Origin of the sequence: Candidatus Cyrtobacter comes (assembly GCF_034470605.1) — a bacterium.
Lineage (GTDB): Bacteria > Pseudomonadota > Alphaproteobacteria > Rickettsiales > Midichloriaceae > Cyrtobacter > Cyrtobacter comes.
The window spans coordinates 1-22,783 of the sequence record NZ_JARGYT010000011.1; the positions used below are offsets into that span (position 1 = coordinate 1).

At 33.7% G+C, this 22,783-nt stretch carries 16 protein-coding genes and 1 tRNA gene; 12 read left to right on the plus strand and 5 right to left on the minus strand.

What is annotated here, in order from left to right; all coding sequences use genetic code 11:
• Window positions 1-371: 371 nt before the first annotated feature.
• The gene (locus Cyrtocomes_RS01405) at window positions 372-3,533 is read right to left on the minus strand and encodes a TrbL/VirB6 family protein (RefSeq protein ID WP_322497429.1); all 3,162 of its coding nucleotides are present in this window, start codon (window positions 3,531-3,533) and stop codon (window positions 372-374) included.
• 188 nt (window positions 3,534-3,721) lie between these two features.
• On the opposite strand from Cyrtocomes_RS01405, the gene Cyrtocomes_RS01410 reads away from it, so the two are divergent.
• The gene (locus tag Cyrtocomes_RS01410; protein WP_322497430.1) at window positions 3,722-4,138 is read left to right on the plus strand and encodes a nucleoside deaminase; all 417 of its coding nucleotides are present in this window, start codon (window positions 3,722-3,724) and stop codon (window positions 4,136-4,138) included.
• Between the two features lie 39 nt (window positions 4,139-4,177).
• On the opposite strand, the gene Cyrtocomes_RS01415 is transcribed toward Cyrtocomes_RS01410, so the two are convergent.
• Window positions 4,178-7,204, minus strand: a complete 3,027-nt coding sequence (locus Cyrtocomes_RS01415) for a YhdP family protein (protein WP_322497431.1) — start codon at window positions 7,202-7,204, stop codon at window positions 4,178-4,180.
• A 79-nt stretch (window positions 7,205-7,283) separates the two neighbouring features.
• On the opposite strand from Cyrtocomes_RS01415, the gene Cyrtocomes_RS01420 reads away from it, so the two are divergent.
• From Cyrtocomes_RS01420 to Cyrtocomes_RS01430, 3 genes are all read left to right on the plus strand, one after another.
• On the plus strand, window positions 7,284-7,820 hold the full coding sequence (locus Cyrtocomes_RS01420) for a LolA family protein (RefSeq protein ID WP_322497432.1): 537 nt from the start codon (window positions 7,284-7,286) through the stop codon (window positions 7,818-7,820).
• Window positions 7,821-7,970: 150 nt separating this feature from the next.
• Window positions 7,971-9,224 carry an MFS transporter gene (locus tag Cyrtocomes_RS01425; protein WP_322497433.1) on the plus strand — a complete coding sequence of 418 codons (1,254 nt, stop codon included), beginning with the start codon at window positions 7,971-7,973 and terminating at the stop codon, window positions 9,222-9,224.
• An 87-nt stretch (window positions 9,225-9,311) separates the two neighbouring features.
• Window positions 9,312-10,670: a glycosyltransferase family 88 protein gene (locus tag Cyrtocomes_RS01430; RefSeq protein ID WP_322497434.1), complete on the plus strand. Its 1,359-nt coding sequence runs from the start codon at window positions 9,312-9,314 to the stop codon at window positions 10,668-10,670.
• Window positions 10,671-10,940: 270 nt separating this feature from the next.
• Here the strand turns inward: Cyrtocomes_RS01430 and Cyrtocomes_RS01435 are convergent, their stop codons facing one another.
• Entirely contained in the window at window positions 10,941-11,531 is a 591-nt protein-coding gene (locus tag Cyrtocomes_RS01435; RefSeq protein WP_322497435.1) for a dioxygenase family protein, read from the minus strand.
• 525 nt (window positions 11,532-12,056) lie between these two features.
• On the opposite strand from Cyrtocomes_RS01435, the gene Cyrtocomes_RS01440 reads away from it, so the two are divergent.
• The 3 genes from Cyrtocomes_RS01440 to Cyrtocomes_RS01450 all read left to right on the plus strand — a co-directional run bounded on the left by Cyrtocomes_RS01440 (window position 12,057) and on the right by Cyrtocomes_RS01450 (window position 14,634).
• Window positions 12,057-12,131: transfer RNA gene (locus tag Cyrtocomes_RS01440), tRNA-Arg, on the plus strand.
• 55 nt (window positions 12,132-12,186) lie between these two features.
• A complete protein-coding gene (locus tag Cyrtocomes_RS01445) occupies window positions 12,187-13,353 on the plus strand; it encodes a hypothetical protein (RefSeq protein WP_322497436.1) in 1,167 nt (388 codons plus the stop codon).
• 54 nt (window positions 13,354-13,407) lie between these two features.
• Window positions 13,408-14,634, plus strand: a complete 1,227-nt coding sequence (locus Cyrtocomes_RS01450; RefSeq protein ID WP_322497437.1) for an MFS transporter — start codon at window positions 13,408-13,410, stop codon at window positions 14,632-14,634.
• Window positions 14,635-15,068: 434 nt separating this feature from the next.
• Here the strand turns inward: Cyrtocomes_RS01450 and Cyrtocomes_RS01455 are convergent, their stop codons facing one another.
• Both Cyrtocomes_RS01455 and Cyrtocomes_RS01460 read right to left on the minus strand, forming a co-directional pair.
• Window positions 15,069-15,440, minus strand: a complete 372-nt coding sequence (locus tag Cyrtocomes_RS01455; protein ID WP_322497438.1) for an IS1 family transposase — start codon at window positions 15,438-15,440, stop codon at window positions 15,069-15,071.
• Between the two features lie 767 nt (window positions 15,441-16,207).
• Window positions 16,208-17,074, minus strand: coding sequence for a DsbA family protein (locus tag Cyrtocomes_RS01460; protein ID WP_322497439.1), 867 nt, complete (start codon window positions 17,072-17,074; stop codon window positions 16,208-16,210).
• Window positions 17,075-17,337: 263 nt separating this feature from the next.
• On the opposite strand from Cyrtocomes_RS01460, the gene Cyrtocomes_RS01465 reads away from it, so the two are divergent.
• From Cyrtocomes_RS01465 to Cyrtocomes_RS01485, 5 genes are read left to right on the plus strand one after another with little or no spacing between them, the layout of a single operon-like run.
• Entirely contained in the window at window positions 17,338-17,829 is a 492-nt protein-coding gene (locus Cyrtocomes_RS01465; RefSeq protein ID WP_322497440.1) for a ribosome maturation factor RimP, read from the plus strand.
• A gap of 22 nt (window positions 17,830-17,851) precedes the next feature.
• Window positions 17,852-18,859, plus strand: coding sequence for a transcription termination factor NusA (gene nusA / locus Cyrtocomes_RS01470; protein ID WP_322497441.1), 1,008 nt, complete (start codon window positions 17,852-17,854; stop codon window positions 18,857-18,859).
• A 37-nt stretch (window positions 18,860-18,896) separates the two neighbouring features.
• Window positions 18,897-19,355 carry a hypothetical protein gene (locus Cyrtocomes_RS01475; RefSeq protein WP_322497442.1) on the plus strand — a complete coding sequence of 153 codons (459 nt, stop codon included), beginning with the start codon at window positions 18,897-18,899 and terminating at the stop codon, window positions 19,353-19,355.
• A gap of 48 nt (window positions 19,356-19,403) precedes the next feature.
• Entirely contained in the window at window positions 19,404-21,869 is a 2,466-nt protein-coding gene (infB, locus tag Cyrtocomes_RS01480) for a translation initiation factor IF-2 (protein ID WP_322497443.1), read from the plus strand.
• Window positions 21,870-22,559, plus strand: a complete 690-nt coding sequence (locus Cyrtocomes_RS01485; RefSeq protein WP_322497444.1) for a uracil-DNA glycosylase — start codon at window positions 21,870-21,872, stop codon at window positions 22,557-22,559. It begins immediately after the preceding gene.
• Window positions 22,560-22,783 lie beyond the last annotated feature (224 nt).

Here is a 22,783-nt window from a genome sequence, read left to right on the forward strand (position 1 = left end):
TTCGCTAAACTCAAAGAAAATCGACGCTTAGCATTACGATTTGAGAAATCCGATCTCTCTTTCCTTGCCTTTATAGCTTTAGCATCTATTAAATACAACCTTTGTTAACGGTGCCTAAGGTATGAATATAAAACTGTTTTTACAAATCACATTGACAAGCCGCTAAAACTCTAACCAACCTTAGAAACATCGACTAAAAAATGCATCGTTTGAACATCAAATTATTGCTCTATATATTTATCTCCACATTAATAGCTATAGCTAAATCGCCATAAAAGAGCCACATCTTAAAAATACTTTAGTTATCATTGAGTTAGGTGTAATAAATCATTATATAATCATTTGATACAGCTTTAGCTATACATTTATTATTACCTCTTTTTAGTAGATGATTCCTCGCTCTTTTTAGAAGAAATTTTAGATGCAATTACCTTTCCTAAACCAGTAATTTCTGATGTTGCCGCACTTATTGTATTCGACAAGAATTTCTCACCTTGTTGCGCAGGCGCGCTTATAGTTGATGTTCTTATAGGAGAACCTGTCACTATCACAGTCATTACCAAATCCATAAACTGTATTAACGCAACTAATGAGCTCGCTATTACAAAAAAAGCTATAGCAATACCAAAGCTACTCATTAAAGGTGAAGTACCCACAGTATCAGAATCTGGCGGAGTGTGCATATCACCAAGCATTTTATACATTGGTATTATACATTCATTGAATATACCTATATCTATTCTAAGCAAACATGCTTTACATGCAGTAAATCCTAAAACTATACTAAGTAAAAATGACATAATGACCTGAAACATAGATAATGTTATAAATACAGCTGAACATTGTAGTACTACTGAAATCATTCCTTTTATCCAACTATCAAAAATAGATCGGCTTTGCTTAAAGAGTACCGTGGGAATAATAATTGGAGCTATTATTACACATAAAGAAGTTGTTACTAGAGAAACTACATAAGCAAGAAAAATCCTTAAGATACCCAAAATATAAAGACAAATTGATATAAATATTACAACAAACGCTATAATCCCAAAAGCTGTTGAAAATATGAGCGCAGCCATCTTTTTCCATATAGCCGCAGAGAAAATTTTCATTATAGCACCATCCATGTATCTAAACATTGAAAAGGCATCATGATCTATTTCTATTAGATCAGGTGGTGCAAATTTAGCCATTAATTCTAATGTCCCTTCTATAAAAATTACCGCTAATCTACCACCAAAGAACTCCCAGCTATATGGGGAAATTAGGCAAGCTATAGCTGCCATCTTACAAAGCATCATAATAACTTCTTGATGACTTATTTGTATTATACCAATTAAAAAGCAAAGGGCGGTTATTGTAATAAATAGACTTATCAACACATTTATAGATTGTTGATAACTTTTGTTCTCAGTAACCCCTTTATATATTTTGAATAAAACCCCCCCTTTTGGAATTTCTCCCTTTGCTCTATTCTCACCTAAAAGATGATCTATTATTAATTTTGCTAATTTTGATAAAATACCACCCTGGACAGCAGCACTATTACCATGCTCCATCTCTACAATCATTTTATAAAGACCATGGTGGTTGGCAGGGTTCTGATATAGCTCTTTAATATCGCTACTAGCACTTTGTGGCGGCTCTTCCTTTTTTATTCTAAGATAAAGAGCTCCGGCTTTAGTCACTTCCATATTTTTCCCATCTAGTACACTTTTAGGAAAGTCCTTCCATTCCCATGCTGATGAGGTATTAGGATCAATTTTTGCCGAATCATAGCTAATAGGCCCAAATGCATATTGCATATTTTCACCTTTTCTTTTTATACACCCACCCCACTCAATACTTACGTCGTAACCACCATCATTATTCTCATAAACATCCCTTAATATACTTCCATCAGTATGATCACCCCAATGCTTGATAAATAATGGTGTGCTTTTATCACTGAAGCCAGATAAGATTCCACTATACCTGTATGTAGATCGCCCTATCTTATCAACTACTACACAAAGTCTTTTTTTATAACTACTCTCATCTTGCTGGTTACAGCCTGGTATATTATCTCTAAACTTAAAAGTCATCTCTTGGTCCGTAATACTACCTTTCAACCCCAATACAGAATGGTTACTAGATTCAAGCCTGGCACCCAGCAGACCTATTTCTTCCCAATTTTTTCTTGATTGCTCACCAGATAACTGGATAACTGCAGTAGTATCCACATCTTTTCCTATTATATTTTGAATGTTCCATTTATACATGCAGTATTCAAACCCTTTTGCATGCATATCGCAATAATACCAATGCTGTTTTTCAAGATCTTTAATATTAGACGATTTTATTGATATAGTACTTTCAACATGATATGGAGATGCGCCGCCATCGGCTTCATTCTTCTTAATGCCGTGCCTAAAGGAGTGAAATAAATTCGCAGGATAGCCTATGCTCTGTAGGAATTTAATTGCTATATTGTTTAGTTCGGTAGCATTTTTATTGTAAAAATGCGGAAGTTGCCCCATAGATGAAAGTATTTTAAATACATCTGCAGTATTTGGGGTATTTTGTGTATTGTTTTTCTGCACATTCGTTGAAGACTTATTAACATATTTAGGATCCATAATTAAAAGCGATGTACTATTTATGAATTCATTCCTGCAACTTTGTGCCCCTATACCCATTAATGATGTTATACAAGTCATATACTCTTCCCTACCCTTCGCTTTTCCAGTGGCGGTCTTCTTATATGCAAAATCACCACTCCAACTAATATTTAATTCATCACCATTCTTTGGATTTATACCTGTATAAGTAAATGTGTGATTCCTTGCATGCCATTCACACTTTGATTGGCCTACAGCCTGAGAGAGTACTCTATTAGAAAGGTCTAACCATGATTGTTGAGGGATTTGCGAAAAGCACTCATGCTCATGCTTCTGCCACTCTGCAGGTGGCGTTGCAATGTTATTCCATAATGAATTACCCAATTTGAAGTTTTTTGATGATAAATTTGGAAAGACAGTCCTTAATTCAATGGCTTTTTTACCACATAAATAGATTTTATTATCCTCATAACCTATAAAGAAAAATTTTATCTTGTCACCTATTTCTGCCTCTATAGAAGTTTTAACAACACTATCTCCTATTTCTTTTTTATCTTGAGAACATGCAACTTTAGTACTTATCGGTCCAACTAGGCTTATTATGGGATATTTCACCCCAAATCTTTCATTATAACCTGTAATTTCAAAATATTCGGCATCAAATTTTCTACCATCCTGACAACTTGTTATACAATCATCTATAATACTTTGATTTAATTCATGCTCACTGCCTTCTGGCCCAACTTTTCTTGAAAAAGAATTACACTCATTGCGGCACATCCTACTACAGGAATATTTCACAGGAGTCAAAAATACCTCGTTTTTTATATTATCATTAAATTCATACGATTTTACACAATCGCTATAAAAATCTGCCTGCGCAGAACTGCAAATTACTACCTGAAAAATAAAAAATAAGATCTTGAGACGCACAATAGCAAGAACTCTAAAGGGTAATTCAATTTAGAAATCAATGCTAGCAACTTTAAGGCGAGCCCGCAATCTGTTATAATATTTTTATCAACCCTACCAAGTAAAACTAGAATACTACAATAAATTCATATATCTATTTTCAAAATAAAGCTCGATTTGTTCTTGGAGGTTTCAATATTAATCAATTTATGTTTAAGAATAAATACATGGAGGCGGCAATTGAACTTGCCAAGAGAGCTCAACAGATAAATGAAGTACCAATAGCAGCGGTATTAGTTCAGGATGATGCAACTATTATCTCAGCTCAACATAATAAAACTATACTATTAAATGATAATACAATGCATGCTGAGATGCTTGCATTAAGGGAGGGGACATTAAAACTAAATACCAGGTATCTTTCTCAATGTGATTTATACGTTACATTAGAACCATGTCAAATGTGTATGCATGCTATTTCCATTTCTAGAATAAGAAGATTATATTTTGGCTCTTATAATAAACTGAAAAATATTTGGCATGGGACTCAGATTTATGGTGGTTTTTATGAGGAAGTTTGCTCAAATTTGTTAAAGGTTTTTTTTATGCAAAAAAGGAATCTTTAATTTCTAATATTAATGATACATAGCGCAATTATGTATTTTTTAAGATCCCGCCCTTTTCTTTTTCATCAATTTAATTTTTGAGCGCATAATTTCACTTTCAATCTCATTTTGCATACCCATTATCCTACCTATAACACCTGGCACATGTGTCACATCTACCTTTTTAGAACCTTTTTCACCATAGATTTTTAACTTGGAATAGATTAAATCACCCCTAGTATTACCTGATAGCAAATTTCCAATTATTGGCGCCTTGCCTATAATATAATTAACAATATTATCAACCGGCACAATTCTACATTGTATATCTACAAATTCAGTATCAATATCTATAAATCCAGCCCCCTCTACATTTAAAAGCTGCCCCTCAGCTAGAATCTTGTTAAAAGAAAGAATATTGTAACTATCTAATTCAATATCTGTATGAAATGTATCAAAAAGCACCATTTTTTTATTCTTAGCCTGAAATCTAAATTCGGGATTTTTTGACGATATCGATAATGTTGATAATATTTGCGCTAATGTTGGATTTACCTTTAGTGAATAGACATATATAGATGCATGACCCATAAATTTTGCATCCCCATTTTTAATGTTATTATCTTCATTAAAAAATCCCTTGATCTCTAATTTTCCACCATTCATATCTGAACCAATACCAAGCAACTGTAAAACAGAGCCAGCATTATCAGAAGTGATTGAAAGTACAGGAAAATCATAAAATACCATTATACTTCCACCAGTACTTAAAGCGGAATTTATTAACATTTCATTAAGCTTACCATTTCTATAATCAATGTTTATTTTGCTCAATACCATTGAATGATGATTATCAAACGATAAATTTTTCAGATTACAATTTAATTTAAATATTTTTTGATTAGTTGTTTTTTCTTGTAGAAAACTATCTAGTGATACATTAAGCGATGCTCCATTTATATCTAGATTCACACTTTCCTTGTTTTCCGTATAATTAAAATTAAAATTTGAACCTTTTATAAAATTAAAATTAGATTTTATACTAATTTGCTCTAAATCATCGGATATACTACCATCTCCCACACTTAAAAATTCATCCATATCTACTTTATATGAACCAAGCTCCATCTTATTTGATCTATATTCTTTTCTTAAATTTAAGCTTACATACCCACGTTTATTATGATGTTTCTCAAATTTAAGGTATGGCAAAACAACACTAGATTTAAATAAGTTAAATTCTGCACTCAAATTAAGATAATTTTTATAAAAGATACAATTGATATTTGAGCTTATAGGACCAGATATATATTTAGGTATAGCAATACCTGCCTTTTGCCAATTTTTAGAATTAGCCTCCATAATATTTATAGCTAATTTGGCTTGAGAAGCAGTGTTTTCTATATCTTTTTCAAATTTGATACTTACAGGCAATGAGCCGTTTATTGAAGCTACCCCCTCTATGGTAACCTTTTTATTTTTTAAAAGTAAAAATCCGTTCCACCTATTCAGATGAATATTACCTACAACATTTTTAATTGATAGGTCCTGAAAAGATGATTTAATTTCTATATCTTCTTCCCATTCGCTATCTAACTTAATATCTAAATACGTCTCTGATACCCCATTAATATGATTTTCATTTATTGGTATATATGGTGCAAATTTCTTGGCTATACCAACTACTTCACTCACACTACCTTCAATGCTAGCATTGATCTTTAAGGCTTCGACTTTATTATTAAGATCAAGGGTTAATGAACAATTTTTTATTTTACTCCTCAATATAGTAGCATTTGATGATTTTGCATATAAGACACCACCTTTTAATAAAAGATCCGCGTTTGTTATAAAAATAGGCGGAATCTTTGAATCTAAAATAGATGATATTCTACTATCCAGTAGCTTAAATTCAATCATAATATCCTGATCAAGTTTCTTCTCTATCATTATATCTGATATCTTACCACTTTTTATGTGCTCTCTAATCCAATCTTGAGCCTCTAATTCAACCCCACTAGGCCAATATTCCACAATCTCTTGAACAGTTAGAAATTTTGTTAATGGCCTTACTTGATAATTTAATGATTTATCTATAGAAAAATCTACTAAAAACTCTTTTTTATTTACAAAAATTTTACCCCCTTTAATAAAAAATTCATCAAATTCTCTTGAAATAGAAATCTCCAACTCATCGCTAGTTATAGGTGCGCGCATGCTGCGCCCCTGTATAAAACCATTTAAATTTAATAAGCTAATAGATGCACCTTTTGAAGGCGAGACCAAATCGCTTTTAATAGAGATATCGGCATTTAAGTCAAAATCCTTATTTTGATAATCTGGATCTAGATATTTAAATAATGAATAAAAATTAATATTCTTTATTACAGTATCACATACTAGCCGACCTGTTTCTAGAGATATACACATCTCAGCCCTTGTTATAGGCTGAAACGAAACTACATCAATAGAAATAAAAATCATTCCATATACATCCTTCTCCTTATCTACAATCGCCTCAAGAACAAGTGGTTCTAGCTGATCTGAAACCTCTAATTTAAGCTTTAATTCACCAATTGAGTATATGATGTTCTTGAGCTCATCTGGATCTATCCCAATATCTTCATCCAGCTTATCTTCTTCTAGGCTAGCATCGCAATATTCAAGCATAGAAAACTGAAGAGGTTCATTTAAAGTCAAAAATTTAAATGAACTATATAAATCACCTTTTATTATATCTATCAGCCTAAGGGTTATTTTGATGCTTTTAGTATATATCTTTTTGCAATCCGAAGAATTGGATAACACCACAATAGATGGGTTAATTATGTTAATGCCTAAACCAAAATTTTCTAGGTCGCAATATAAAAGAACCTTCTCCATAGAGATATTAATTCCCTTCTTGGAGTGCGCCTCTAACCACTTAAAAGCATAGTTATTTAAAGAATCTGAAGAGATGGGCCCTACTATGTATAAATATATAAGTGGAGAAATTAAAATAGTAACAAATACTGAAAATATTTTTATGATTTTCAAGAAAACTGCTATAAATATACTTTTTGTAAGAGATTTCTTCTTTTCACTCATTAACTTAATTCGAAATTTTACAAAAATTGTTTCTTAAATGCAGAAAAAAACCATAACAACATTATTCTTGGCCTTATTTATGTGCGGAACTTGCGGTGCAAAGATTACCAAACACAGAGTACTAGAACATATAAACTCCACAGATAGTATGCAAGCTAATTTTACGGAAATTAAAACTGATTTTTCAAAATCTTATGGGACAATTTTATTATCAAAAGACGGAAGAACAAAAATTTGCTATGAGCATCCTAGAAAAATCACCATTATAAAAAATAATGGTATTATTTTACACTATGACCATGAATTAGATGAACTCAGTCAGTTTAAAAATAAAGATAATTTATTAGAATCCCTACTTAGCAATAAGCTTAATGCTGATTCAGAAATAACATGCCAAGATCAAAACTGCGTAGTAACAATCACAGATGGTAGTGAGAGAAGTATAGCAATAACACTAATTTCAACTGAAAAAGATGAATTAGAGGTTAAATCCATTAATATAATAGATGGCGATCTACAATCTATTATGGAATTTAAGAACCTTAAACGGAATATAAAACTAAATCCTAATATGTTTTATTTTGAGCGAGATCATAATAAGCTATTTGATTATTAGTGGTTTCATTATTCCTAATTAGCTTAGGCTATGCAGCACTAAAAAAGATAATGTTCTGTAATTAATAAAAATTGAAACATGTAATTATATCATATAAGTAGCGTAAGATTTATGGCTCACTGAATTATTTATTATATCTTAATAAGATACATGCCAAAAGGTATTAGTGATAAGAAAACAATAACCGTACTATCTATAGGTACATTTTTAGAGTATTTCGATTTAATGCTATATATACATATGGCAATACTGTTAAATGAGCTCTTTTTTCCTCAAAATTTAGAACATGATCCACTACTTATAAGCGCGCTTTCATATTGTGCCACTTTCATATTTAGGCCAGTAGCCGCTTTATTTTTTGGAAAACTAGGAGATAGGCTGGGAAGAAAATCAATAATAGCACTTTCTTCATTTATTATGTCAATAACATGCCTAATTATGGCAAATTTACCAACTTATGAACAGATCGGAATAACAGCAACTTATCTATTTTTAGCTTTAAAGATGATACAAGGAGCATCTTCAATGGGGGAAATTGTAAGTGCTGAAATTTACGTAATAGAATCATTCAAACCACCCAAACAATACCTTATGCTGAATATAGTAAATATTTCAGTTGTATTTGCAACATTATGCTCCATTTTATTAGCTTACTATTCAACCAGCTATGATGATAGCAGCTCATGGCGCTTTGCATTTTGGGTTGGATCATTGATGGCATTTGTTGGTGCATTTGCAAGAAAAAAACTACCAGAAACTAAAGAATTTTCCAGAAAGTCTATAAAAACTACTAAATCTCTATTCGGCAATAATGCGTTACTTAACAAAAACTCATTTAGAATTCTATTATATCTCTTAATAGAGTTTGCAAGACCAGCAACCTCATACTTTGCATACATATATTGTGCCATCATACTTAAAACCGAGCTTCATTATTCGGCAAAAGAGATTCTATTACAGAATTCATTATTGGCATTGTTTGATCTATTAGCATGTATTTTTATAACTTGGTTATGCTTTAAGTTTAGACCAATAATCATACTAAGATTTAAGACCTTAATATTTCTACCACTACTTATATGCATACCATATTTATTGAATGGCGCATCAAACTGTTATAGCATACTAGCCATTCAACTTATATTAGTGTTTTTTGGGCCAAAACCAGTACCAAATAGCCCATCATTCTCTATGAGTTTTGAAACACGTAAACGCATGACAACTGTAAGTATGGTATTTGCTGTTTCTAGGGTATTGGTATACGTAATAACATCATTTGGTATGGCTTATATGTACAAAATAATAGGAAATTTCGCTATTCTCATTATACTTGGCCCTGTAACATTTGGCTTTTTATACGCGCTTGGTAAATTTAACATAATCGAACAAAACTTAGTGAGATAATTAGCCTCATGTCTTATCGAATCAATCCAGGATTGCAAATCATATAGTAATTGCTAGAATTAGTAGTTACCTTTCCATTACCTCTTTATGTATTACATACCATTAACTAAATTATATAAAATATGGTTTAACAAAAATCCAGAAGAATGGCTTGATGTAGAGAATCAACTCAGATTCATTCACATGGTGCAAAAACACCCAGAAGCTAAAATTAGTTTCCTTTATAGTAGAGAATTGCTATCCGAAAGAGCAACATCTGATATGGAGGAATTTTGTAAAAAACATGGTATCCAACCCGTTAGCATCGAAATCTTTAAAGATAAATTACGTAATGAAACAGAAAAAGAGCTATTTGATACCGCTTGTACAGAGCTGAGACGTTGGAAAGATCATACTGGTGGCAATCCTGCTTCTGCATCCGATATTTTCAGGATACTAACGCCTGTTATGAACGATCTAGGAGTTTATTCTGATTTTGATATAAAAGTGGATTTTTCAAAGCTAACAAGCATTATGTCAGGGAAATGTATGGCCCTTCCTATTAATCTTCTTCCTGCTACAAAAAGTGCAACCATATCTAATGAGCTTATTACGTTTGCAGTAGATAATAATGGAAACTTACATGCGGATGTTATAAAATTTATGGATATTTGGCAAAATAGAGTATTATCAGCATATAAAGATTGGGTATCTGCTTTGCTAGTAAACGAGGACCCAAATAGTACTTTATCAATTTTTGTTAAAAAATTTCTATCTTCTAATAAAGAGCAAAATAGAATTGATGAAATTATTGATTTTCGTCATTTCATATTAAAGAACCTCGATGCAAAATTTTTATTATGTTGTGATATACCTGATCTTATAGAGAAGAGACTACATTCTTTTCGTGAAAGAATAGGTGAAGAGTACATTGAGGCGATGCTCCATTTAGCAAATCTTCATAATCAATTTTCAGATTTAGACATCTCAAGCATGACTGAAGATGAGATAGCTATAACCTATGGGAGATTTATTGTAGAATTAGATCCAGATCTTGAGCAATTTAATGACTATGCTAAAGTTTCAGATGCACATGTGAAACTTGCAAGACTACAGATTATGAAAGAAACAGTTATTCTATATTCTGGACCTGAAGTATTATCAACAATTCTAGAAAAAGAAAGTTCAAAATCTCATCAAAACCCTTATGACGTATTTAGCGCATACCATAATAACAGCTTAGCTCTTTGTATCATAGCACAACCCCCACTTAAAATACAAAATATACGAGACTTAATTGATAATGGGCACACTTTATTAAATAATGATTTATCCTGGCTAGAGGAAGGCATAATTGCAAAAGAGAAGCGAGTAGGGAAAATGGATAATGACGCAAGAGTTATTCAAAGAGGTTTTCGCAGCCACGTGAAACGTAGTCAAGGGGACGGACAATCACATAGCAAATAAGATACTAAATGAAGCGCAACTAATTTTATGTATTGCCTTTGCTGAAAATAGCAAAGACTACCCTCTTGTAGCACTTAAATCTGGAGCTATAGCTTTGAGGTATATAGATAATATAGTTATTGAAGTTAAATTAGCATAAGCTGTAATACAAGAAGTATGATGCTACCTCAAATAAAACAGCTATAACACTTATATTACAACCTGCTTAAATCACTATATAATGTATGTGTAGAATATCAAAATCAGATACATTGCGTATTATAAGATAGCTCAACTCCTAAATTTAAGCCTCCCATCCATTATAATATCAAATCTATATTCCAAAATTTCATCAGCACGCAGCACCCTATCACAATTAAGACATTTACATATCAATTCCCTTTTTTCAGAAAGTGATAAAGAAGACCAATCCTCATCATCAGATTTAATATCATTCATCACAAAAAATGTTACTGTCTCTACAGGAAAAAAATCTTTATGCGAGACCTTGATTCTCATCTTGGGTAATATGCCATTTGCCCTTGTACTTGGTAAAATTGTATCAAATACATATCTACCCTTGTTATCAGTTATTGATGTTCCATTTGGAACAAACCCCTGATCTTCTAAATCTGTTATAGTAGTTTGCCATATCTGTACAGTAGCCCCTTCAATCGGTACACACATTTCGTCTAATATACCACCTCTTAATGTTATTCTTGTTCCATTAAAAAAAGAAGGGCTTCCACGCGCCCTAGAGAGCTCAGAAGAGTTTTGCGGATCTTCTGGCGTGTCTAGCGACCATAGCTGTTTAGTAGGTTTGCAGAACGCATAAAGATCACTAGTTATAAATAACAATAGAGCTAATATTCTAAGAATCATACAGAGAAAAAATAAGAACACTCATATAGCTTCTGAATAAGAGTAGCTTTAGGTAATGCTTATATCAAGAATATGACAGCCTTAACTCCAAACTTACATCTACCATATTGATATTTAGAATAAGAATCACACATAAAAAGCAAAATATAAACTCTTTCTTGTGCTAAAAGGAAAATTTTGGCTTTAAGAAAACGCATTTTCAGTATGAATCTTTATTATTTAACTGGGTGTTGGAGCATTTATGAAAATAGCAAAACCATTGAACGTATACTAAAGCATTTTATAAATGATAACACTCATGATTTTTAGGTGCATAAGCAAGAACTATAAACGCAAAATCATGATTATATTATATATATCAATATAGTTATCATTATGCTGAAAGTAATTAGCTTTGCCTTAAATACTATTAAGGTAGAATATTCATAGTATTATGATCTTTTTTTGCACAAAAAATAAATACTTGTAACAAATTTCATTTTGAAAGCTTAAAATATCATGCTATCATTCACTCCAGATTTTATTGCGCCTGTAGCTCAGTTGGATCAGAGCGCCAGACTACGGATCTGGAGGTCAAGGGTTCGAATCCTTTCAGGCGCGCTTTTTTGTTATGTAATGTGATATGGTTGGCAAAGCTTTTATGACAGCTACGAGGATGTACTGGTTGCTTTTTTCCGTTTTTGTTATTGGGTTATTGTTGGTAAATTTTTCTGCAATATACCTACACAGAGGTTCCGTTGTTTCTTTTTTTGAAAAGTCACAAGAAATTGCGAGAAAAAATGGAAATGAATTGGTGATGAAGGATATAATAATAGAGGGATTTTTAGGTTGGAAACCAGGATTTTCTTTAAGAGGGATTGAATTTACCTCTTCTAATGCTTCAAACAAAACAATAGTAGATTTTGGAGATATTTATGTATCTGAAGATATTTTCAATAAAAAGCTTATAATTACACTAAAAAACGATATCAGGATAAGCTATCCTTCTGACGATGATAAATGTTGTATGATAGTGAATTTTTTAGGTAAAAGACCAGAAATGGAGTTTCTTTTCTCTACTTCATTAGACACTATTTTAAAAGAAACAAATCTGGATGATAGAAATTCACCAATGTTGAAATATATAGAAAAATTTTCGTACCAAGATGGTGGCTTTGAACTAAATATCAAAAAACATGACGAACTCTTTACAAAAGCTATGGAATCTCAGGGATATAGCGTTCAATTTAATACAGAGGGTGACACAAGTACTTTTGAAATGAAATTAGGAAAATCAAGATATTTTCCAGAAGGCTCTAGTGGAATTTATCCAGATATATTTAAAAAGCTTGGTGATATAACATTTGATATGAAAGCTAGAAAGGTTCTGAATATGAAGACTGAATCAGCCCCAGATAATACTAATGCAAACCAAGATAGTAATGATTTTATAGAAATTGCTCCAGTCAATTTTAATAGCGATCTCTTTTATGTACATTCTAAGTTATCTATCTCTAGACAACGCATTGGGGCCCCTGCTTATTCTTATGCAGATATAACCATAGGCAATAAGAAGGAAGCCTTCGAATTCTTGGTTGATGTTATGAAGCATGTTGGACTTGATTCTACAAAGTACTCTACAAGCGAAATAGCAAAAATGATTTCTGGCTTTTTTGAAAATTTGCCTGAATCAAAATTAGAAGGAGATGAACTTACAATTCGTATTACAGTTAATGATTCTGGGCACGTACTTGTTTCGGGATTGGATATGACTGCTCTTTTAGAATTGTTTGAAAATTCCGCACTAAGTGAGATAGCAAGCTCTTTGCAGCTACATAAATAATATAAGTAATTATATATTTAAAAATTGTTTTTTTTATAAATAATAGTTGAGAATATGAGAGTATTCGGTCTTTCTATGTGGCTTTCAGCCACAATCTTTTTGGCATATCAATATGTTCTTAGGGTCTTACCTAACCTAATAGTAGGGCCACTTTCTGCAAATTTTGGCATTTCTTCGCAGGAGATGGGGTATTTCTCAAGTTTATATTACATCGGATATACTGGTATGCATATACCAATTGGTATATTATTGGATAGGATAGGCGTGAGGAAGGTTATGCCTATTTGCATCGCGCTGACATCTGTTGCTCTTGTTCCACTAATATACTCAAATTCATGGCATTATGCTGTTGCAGGAAGACTATTACTCGGCATGGCTTCATCTGCAGCCGTACTAAGTGTATTTAGAGTAACTAGGATATGTTTTGGTGAAAAGCACTTTTCCACAGCAATTGGTATTACTGTTACAATAGGAATATTAGGCGCAGTTTACGGCGGAAGACCTGTAGATATATTGGTAGAACAATTTAGCTGGAAATCAGTTATAAATATTTTCATAATAGCCGGTTTTGTTATAGCACTTCTCTCATATATATTTATACCTAGTACAAAAAGAACAGATAATGTGCCTCAATCAAATCGTAGCATTGCTGATGATTTGAGGGTGGTTTGCCTCAACCCAAGAATAATTTTATTGAGCTCTATTTGTGGACTTATGGTTGGTCTACTTGAAGGGTTTGCTGATGCATGGGGAACTTTATTCTTCGAGCAGGCATACGGATTAGATAGGGGTACGACCACAATGCTGCCATCAATAATTTTCTTTGGCATGTGTGTAGGCTCACCAATAATTGGCTACTTTATAGAAAAAACAAGATGTTATTATACAGGAATAGTATTCTCCGGTATAGCAATGCTTTGTTGTTTTTCCGCTATACTATACCTGGAGCTCAACACATTTATGCTTTATTTTTGTGTGTTCACTTCTGGTTTCTTTTGCGCTTTTCAAGTCATAGTGATATCAAAAGTCAGAGACTTTGCCAGGAAAGAGTTACTTGATATGACCTCTACTGTGTCAAATATGGTGATAATGATATATGGGTTTGTATTCCATAATATCATCGGCGGTTTAATGGATATGTTTAAAGATAGTGATGGTCTTGCTTCTGCTTATTCATTAAGGTGCGGTTTATCATCTATTAATATCGCATTAGTGCTAGGTATTGCTATCACGTTACTTATGATGTTTTATGAAAAGAAGAAAGGTAGAAGTGCTTTATAAGAGCTAGGCTTAAATTTTAAAATCTTTAATAGAGACTTTTAACATATATATTCAGTATTTTGGGTTTTGCGTACTGGCTCCTGATTATGGGGTTAGTACGCGTAGTCATTTTATAAGGTGGAAGAGATAAAGGAATGAAAGCCTGCTGGAAAAATTGATTAATGTTCCAGATTACGCGTAGGTGAAAATTCTAGGCCTAAATTGAACAAAACCTATACAAAATTGAGCCCACACTTCATTATGGGCTTTGTAGCCCAATACTTTTCTTGGTAAATTATTCGAAGTATCCCCAGCTTTGTCAAGCATTGCCTGAGTAATAGTTGTAATATCAATGCTTTTAGGCAAAACCCTATGAAGCATATAATTCATTTTTTAACAATAGCTTTTTGCCTTGGCTTATATGCATCATAAAAATATGTTTTGAGAGTTTTCACCTAAAGATAGATAATAATGTATCCTGATAATGCTGAAAAATCTCCGGTGTTGTAAGAGCGCACCAGAGCTTTATAGTAACCATTTCCTCTTCTTTGGATACAATTTTTGTGCGGCGGGTCATGCCTTGTGTTGCTGTTATTATGCTCAATGCATACGGTTCCTGATTTGCCGATAACATGGCGATTTTTAGGCAAAATTTTGGCAAATGCATCCCAATCATCCGTGTAAAATCGGCAATTTTCCAGACTCTCTACTTTCTCAAAAAGTCGCTTGAACGTTGCAGCATCCCCTGTAACCCAGACAATAGTTCTGCTACGATCCTTGATGACCCAGAGTTTTTGACTTTTTTTGAAGAAAACGCTACATTTCATCGAACTCTATCTCCTGGATATCTGCCAGAAATGCTGGGTTCTGGGGTCTTGGCCTCTACGATCCACCGATAAATGGGCGAGTGATTTAAGACTTTTCATGGAAAATGAGGCTTTCCCAAGGCTGTAGAGGATCACGCAAAGAGCCTTTTTGACTGCCGTTTCACGGTTATACCGACGATCTCCCTTCACAAAATTCAAGTCACATGCTTTATATTTATAGCGCTGAATCCCGCGCACATGGCCATTCTTATGCGTATCTTCACTTTTGTAACTGGTTTCAGATGATCATCTGAAACCAACCTAATTAAGTATTTTAATAGCATTCTACCAAAAACTATCTAAATGTGAAGACTCTCCGATATAGATATAACTTTGCTCCTTATTAAAGAACATAAAAATGGTTAAACGCATTGTGTCCCTGATATTTGCCAATCTTTTCATGTGGAAATTTAGCATTGCTAGCATATCTGTAGCGATGCATTGAGGCCTTTCCACCAAATTTAAATAACATCTATTCATAATGAACACTGCCTAGCTGTTCTATTTAAGGTAGACAATCATGTGATGATATTGCTTTTATAGCTTTTTATTACGCTAATTCGGCTTAGACCACTATATAAGACATTCAAGCGGCAATATCCGAGAATAATTTTATATACTTCCAAAAGGGGGTAGAAAATCTGGTATTGTATTTGTCCACAGCTTTTTTGATCTCAAACCAAGTGGTTGTATATAAAATGCTAAAGCGTATTATATAAGATAAAAACTTATCTCGTTTCTTGCTTTATATCTTCTGGTAATGTTTCTACTTGATTCCCTTGTGTATTTAAAGATTCGTCTTTTAAAGATTCATCTTGCATTCCCAAAGCTTCTTTAATTTCTGAAACATCAATAGCGCCTAATATCAAATTTCCATTAATTATATAGGCAGGTGTGCCATTTACTCCCAATTTAGCTGCAATATCAAGGTTATATTGTAGAGCATCTTCTACCGCCGCCCCATCCATTGTAGCTCTTAAGTTAACAAGGTCGATACCAAGGGAGAGAGCTATTTTATTGATATCATCAATTGAAGATGTATCATCTAGTTGAAGTAGCTTGGAATGAAATTGAAAATATTTTGATGAATCAATTATGCTCACTGCTACAGCTGATTTAGCTGCTGTAGCAGACCATTCGTTAAGCAGGGAAACATCCTTGAATATAATTTTAAGACCTCCAATTTTAGAAAGCGCTTCCAGCTTTGTCTTTAGCATTGATTTGCAGAATATGCACGAATAATCAACAAACTCTATGATTACCTTATCGCCACTGCCAACACTTGGAGCCATAGGGTCAGATGCTATCTGGTCTGCAACCTTTGATATAAGTTTTGTTCTTTGCTCCAATATGACCTGCTCATTAGATCTATTATATGATTCTATACTATTGATGATTAACCTAGGGTTTTTTCTTATAACATCCTCAACTATATCACGTATTTGTTCTTCTGATAATATATCACCACTAGAAGTTGGAGTGCCTTCAAAGGGATTATTTACCTCATTTTTATGAGTATTTCTAGTATAGCTTACAGCCACAAAAACCAACAACCCAGCTAATACAGCATAAACAGCGATCTTTAAAAGGTTCATTAAATATGAATCGAAGCAAAAACAACACGGGACACTCCATCACATTTTTTAGATAAATGCAAATACTATGTAATAACAGATAAGCTCTAAGTTTAAGATATGTTATATTTCAGCTTAATTATTTATTCTATAGTTATAAAATTTATGTGGCACGTTGATTGTTTTTCAGTGATCAGCGAAACATTGCTTGTATAATGAGGCAATTGACTTACTAGTATGCTCTGGTATAGCAAGCCTTGCATGACATTTTTGTTGCGATATAGATGTTTATATATAACTCACCACTGGAAAAAGAGGCGTTTCTTGTTTTAGATAAGACCCTTAGATCGATGGGTTATGAAATTATAAAAATAAGGTGCAAAAGTTCAGGAAAGATGAGAAATGTACAGATAATGGCCGAATTATCAAGCGGGAACCCTATTACATTAGATGATTGTGAGGCCATACATAAGCTATCTCGTACCATACTTTCAGTAGAGTTATTTGAAAAAGATAATACGTTTATTGAAATAAGCTCCCCGGGCATTGATAGGCCATTAACCAGATTAAATGATTTTTTGAAATTTAGTGGCAAGCAGATTACATTATCGTTAAAGCTACCAGTAAATGGGCGTAGAAAATTTTCTGGAATTTTTTGCTTCAAAGATATAGAATGCGGTGCTATAACTCTCGTTGAGAATGGTGATGAATATATTATTAGGCTTGCTGATATTGCTGATGCTTCCCTTGTTTACATATCTTCATCACAGAAATAGTAGCGGTTTTTCTTTTTATTAAATGGTTGCTTTTAAAAGGTTTGGTGGTTTAGAGGTACTGCAGATAGCGGATTCTGTTGCTAGAAGTAAGGGTATTTCCAAAGAATGTGTTTTAAATGCTCTTGAAGAGGGTATAAAAGTTGCTGCTAGGCAAAAATATGGAAAGGAGCAAAGTATAAAGGTGACTATAAACAGATCCAATGGTGATATAGGGATATACAAAGGGTTTATTGTCGTTGAGAGTCCTTCTCAGCTTGATCCTGAATCTGGAAGTTACTTGCTTTCATGTGATGAAAGGCTAAATGGTAAAGATGTTGAGATAGGGTCTGTTATATATGAGCGTATACCGCCACCTGAAATTGCAAGATTAGCTGCGCAATCTGCAAAAAACGTTATTTCTTCCAAAATAAGGGAGGAAGAGCGCAAAGTTGAACATAATGAATTTTGCAATAGAATAGGTGATATACTTGGCGGGATAGTTGATAGGATCGAGCGTGGTAATATCATTATAAGAATAGGTAGCTCTGAAGCCATCATAAGAAGGGGGGCGCTACTTAGAACTGATGAATATAAACAAGGTGATAGGGTTAGGGCTTGTCTTGATAGTCTGGATTCACAGACAAATGGTCCTCAGCTCATACTTTCAAGAACTAGTAATCAATTTTTAAGTAAGCTTATATCATTGGAAGTTCCTGAGGTTATGGATGGTATTATAGATGTTGTTTCGGTGGCTAGGGATCCTGGTTCTAGGGCAAAGGTTGCCGTTTATTCAAGGGATAAGTCAATAAATCCTGTGGGCTCTTGTATAGGAATGAAAGGTAATAGGATAAAATCTGTTATGAATGAACTTAAGGGAGAAAAGATAGATCTGGTTGAATGGACTGCGGACTTAGGGCAGATGATTATAAACGCATTTGCACCAATACCTATACTTAAAGTTCTTATTGATGAGGAAAAAAGGTGTGCAGAAGTGATAGTCGCTCAGGATTGTCAGAGCGCTACAATAGGTAGGGGGGGGGCAGAATGTTAGATTGGTCTCTGATCTGCTTGGTTACAGAATAGATGTTATGACTGAGGAAACTGAGTCTAAGAAGCGAGCTGAAGAATTTAACAATATAACCAGAATGTTTGAAGATGCTCTGGATTTGAGTAATATATTGGCGCAATTACTTGCGTCGGAGGGATTCTCTTCGATAGAGGAAATTGCCCTGCGTTCTCCAACTGAGCTTTGTGATATGATTCAAGGCTTGGAGGAAGGTGTGGCAAATGAGCTTGTTTTAAGGGCGCAGGAATACTGTGCTAGTGAGCTTACTTCTTCGCATACTACTAATGATGATGTATTGTTTAAGATAAAAGGTATGACAAATGAGTTAGTAGAGAAACTGAGAGCAGCTGGGGTTATAGATATACAAAGTCTTGCGGATCTTTCTAAAGATGACTTCATTGATATAGTTTCTGAGATGGCTGAAAATGAAAAAGCTGTATGTGATATGATAATGCAAGCCAGAGACATTATTAATAAATAAGACTAAGCTGGCAATTTAGATGAAACCATAATAATAATCAGTAACAGAATGAATAAGGATAATCAGATCTTTAAGAGAAAACAGCTTGGTATAGGAGGGGCAAAGTTGGGTCCAGGTGATACGGTAAAGAGTGAAGAGAGTGTGCGTACTTTCAGAACTCCAAAACCTTCTGTGATAGTAATTACTAAGCAACATAATAAAACGAAATCTCAAACTTCGTTTTCCGGGCTGCTTACAGAAGAGGAAAAAAGGAGAAGGCTTGAAATATTAAAAGCTAATATAGAGAGGAAGAAAAATTTAGAACAAGTGCGTGATCAGCTAGCTGTTGATGAAAATGTTGATGCTGATGCTGCTCATATTGCTATAGAAGCTGTAGCCGAATCCTACGATAACACCGAGTTTGTAAAAAAGAGTCTTGCTGTTGTAGAATCATTGAAGGCTGTAGAGCCAGTTTCTGTAGAGCCAGTTAAAGATGAATTGGGAGGAGCCGTGGATAGCAAACATTCGATTCAAGAAGATAAAAAGGGCCTAAAAAGAAAAACAGACAAAGAAAGTGAAGATTTATTAAAAATTAGTAAGGCTTTTTCATCAAAAAGGACTGGGCGTAAGATATCTTTATCTCAAATACAAATTACCGCTGATGAACTTGGTGATGATATAACGGTAGAAAAAAAACTTAAACTTAATAAGAAAAAAGGCAAAAAATTTGGTGGCAAAAATTTAGCACAAGCGCAACAAGAGCAAAAAAATACCCTAAGAGTAATAGAGGTACCAGATTCAATTGCAATACAAGATCTAGCAGCAAAAATGTCTGCGAAGGCAACGAAACTACTTGCTGTGTTATTAAAGCTAGGAATAAAGTCCACAATAAATCAATACATCTCGTATGATGTTGCAGAATTATTGGTAGAGGAATTTGGTCATATATCAAAAAAAGTTTCGAGCGAGATATTTGAAAAGGAATTATTAGATAATGTGCAAACTGGTTTCTATAGAGAGGTTCGAGAAGTAAAAAGGGCTCCAGTTGTTACAGTGATGGGTCATGTTGATCATGGCAAGACCTCATTATTAGATGCTTTAAAATCTACTGATGTTGCTTCAGGGGAGCATGGTGGTATAACGCAGCATATAGGAGCATATAATGTCATCTTAAGAAACGGAAAATCAATTACATTTTTAGATACACCTGGTCATGAAGCATTTACAAAAATGCGTATTAGGGGGGCAAAAGTCACTGATATGGTTATTCTTGTAGTTGCTGCTGATGATGGGATAAAGGAACAAACTGTTGAAGCTATTAGTCATGCCAAGGCTGCTAATTCACCGATAATAGTTGCGGTAAATAAGATGGATAAGCCAGGGGCCAATTTTCAGGCGGTAAAAAATGCACTTCTTGCTCATAATGTTGTATCAGATGATATGGGTGGTGATGTTATGGTAGTTGGTGTCTCAGCTAAAACAAAGGTTGGATTAGACGAACTTGAGGAGGCGATATTGTTGCAAGCAGATTTTATGGATCTCAAGGCGACCATAGGCGGTAAAACTTCTGGTGTTGTTATAGAATCTAAAATGGATAAGGGTAGGGGGGCTGTGGCAACTCTTCTTGTTCAAGAGGGGGTGCTTGAAGTTGGTAGCGGTATAGTAGCGGGAACCTCAATGGGTAAAATAAAGACATTGAGGGACCATAATGGTAATAGTGTAACAAGTGCTATACCATCTATCCCTGTTGAGGTGCTTGGCCTAGATAAATCGCCAGCTGCAGGTGATAAATTTGTGGTTTTTTCTGATGAATCGAAAGCAAAGGCTCTGGTTGACTTCAGAATGAATGTAGAAAAAGAGAAGAGATTTGGTGGCATGAAATCACCTATTAATATTTTTGAAAATAGAGATAATGCTAAAAAGGAATTATCATTAATACTAAAGGCTGATGTACATGGTTCATTGGAAGCTATTAAAGGAAGTTTAGAGGCTATTACTAGTGATGAGTGGGGTGTGAAAATTATTCATATGGCTGTAGGTGGAATAACAGAATCAGACATATCTCTGGCATCTGCAACAGCATCTACCATTGTGATGTTTAATGTAAGAAATTCTTCTAAAATACTCGAAAAAGCCAAGTCTATTGGAATAGAAGTAAGGGGTTACAATATAATATATGACCTAATTAATGATGTAAAAGTTATGATTGGTGGTATGTTATCACCTCTTATTAAAGAAGCATTGATGGGTAAAGCCTCTGTAAAACAGATCTTTAATCTTACAAAATTTGGAAAAATCGCTGGTTGTATAGTAAATTCTGGCGTATTTAGAAAAGACTTGAAGGCTAGGGTAATAAGAGGAAAAGATAATATATTTGAAGGACAAATAAAGAATCTCAAGAGGTTTACAGAAGAGGTCAAAGAGGTAAATACTGGATTTGAATTTGGAATATCGCTAGATGGGTTTTCTACTTTTGAAGTTGGGGATATAGTGGAGGCTATTTCTGTCAGTGAAGAAGCTAGGGTAGTCCAGTAAATGGATAATTCTCTATTAAAACTGTATTTAGAAGCTGGATGTGACTCTTTTTATTCTAATAAGCCAATATCTAGACTTCTTTCTAAAAGTTCTGTTGATGAGCTAGATTCTTGCAATAACATACTAAAGCTTAGGGAGATTATAGAAAACTATGATGGATGTGAATTAAAGAAATTTTCCACTAATACAGTAATATATGATGGGGCTCTTGATGCGAGGGTGATGGCAATAGGTGAGGCGCCGGGCGCAGAAGAGGATGCAACAGGTATACCATTTTGTGGTAGGAGTGGTAAATTGCTCGATGCTATATTCAGGTGTTTTTCCTTATATAGGGAAACCAATTTATTTATAACAAACACTGTATTCTGGAGGCCTCCAAATAATAGAAGGCCAACTGAGATAGAGGTTTTAAAATGCCGCCCCTTTTTAGAAAAGCTAATTGCAATAATTTCTCCAAGTCTGATAATTATGGTTGGTAGCACTGCGGTTGAAGTTCTTATGCAGCAACTCATTACAATGCAGCAAGCAAGGAAGCAAAAATTTTCGTATAGAAACAAGTATCTGCAAAATGAAATAGATGCAGTTGCAGTATTTCATCCATCATATTTACTAAGGCAGCCAACAAGGAAGAGGGATATGTGGAAAGATATGATTAAAATAAAAATGGATTATTTGGATAATATGATTTAATCCATGGTCTCTCTCATGTGGATATATGGCTAAGTTGATGTTTGAAAATCTTCTTAAGTGATTATGGATCTTTATCAGCTTTGAGTGGTTAATTTTTATGTTTTTGTAAATGTTGCTTATATTCATTAGGCACTGTTAACAAAGGTTTTGCCAAATAATGGAAAAGATGCAATATTATATTGGAGGCGATAAATATGGTATTTAGATGGATAAAAGGTTGTTTC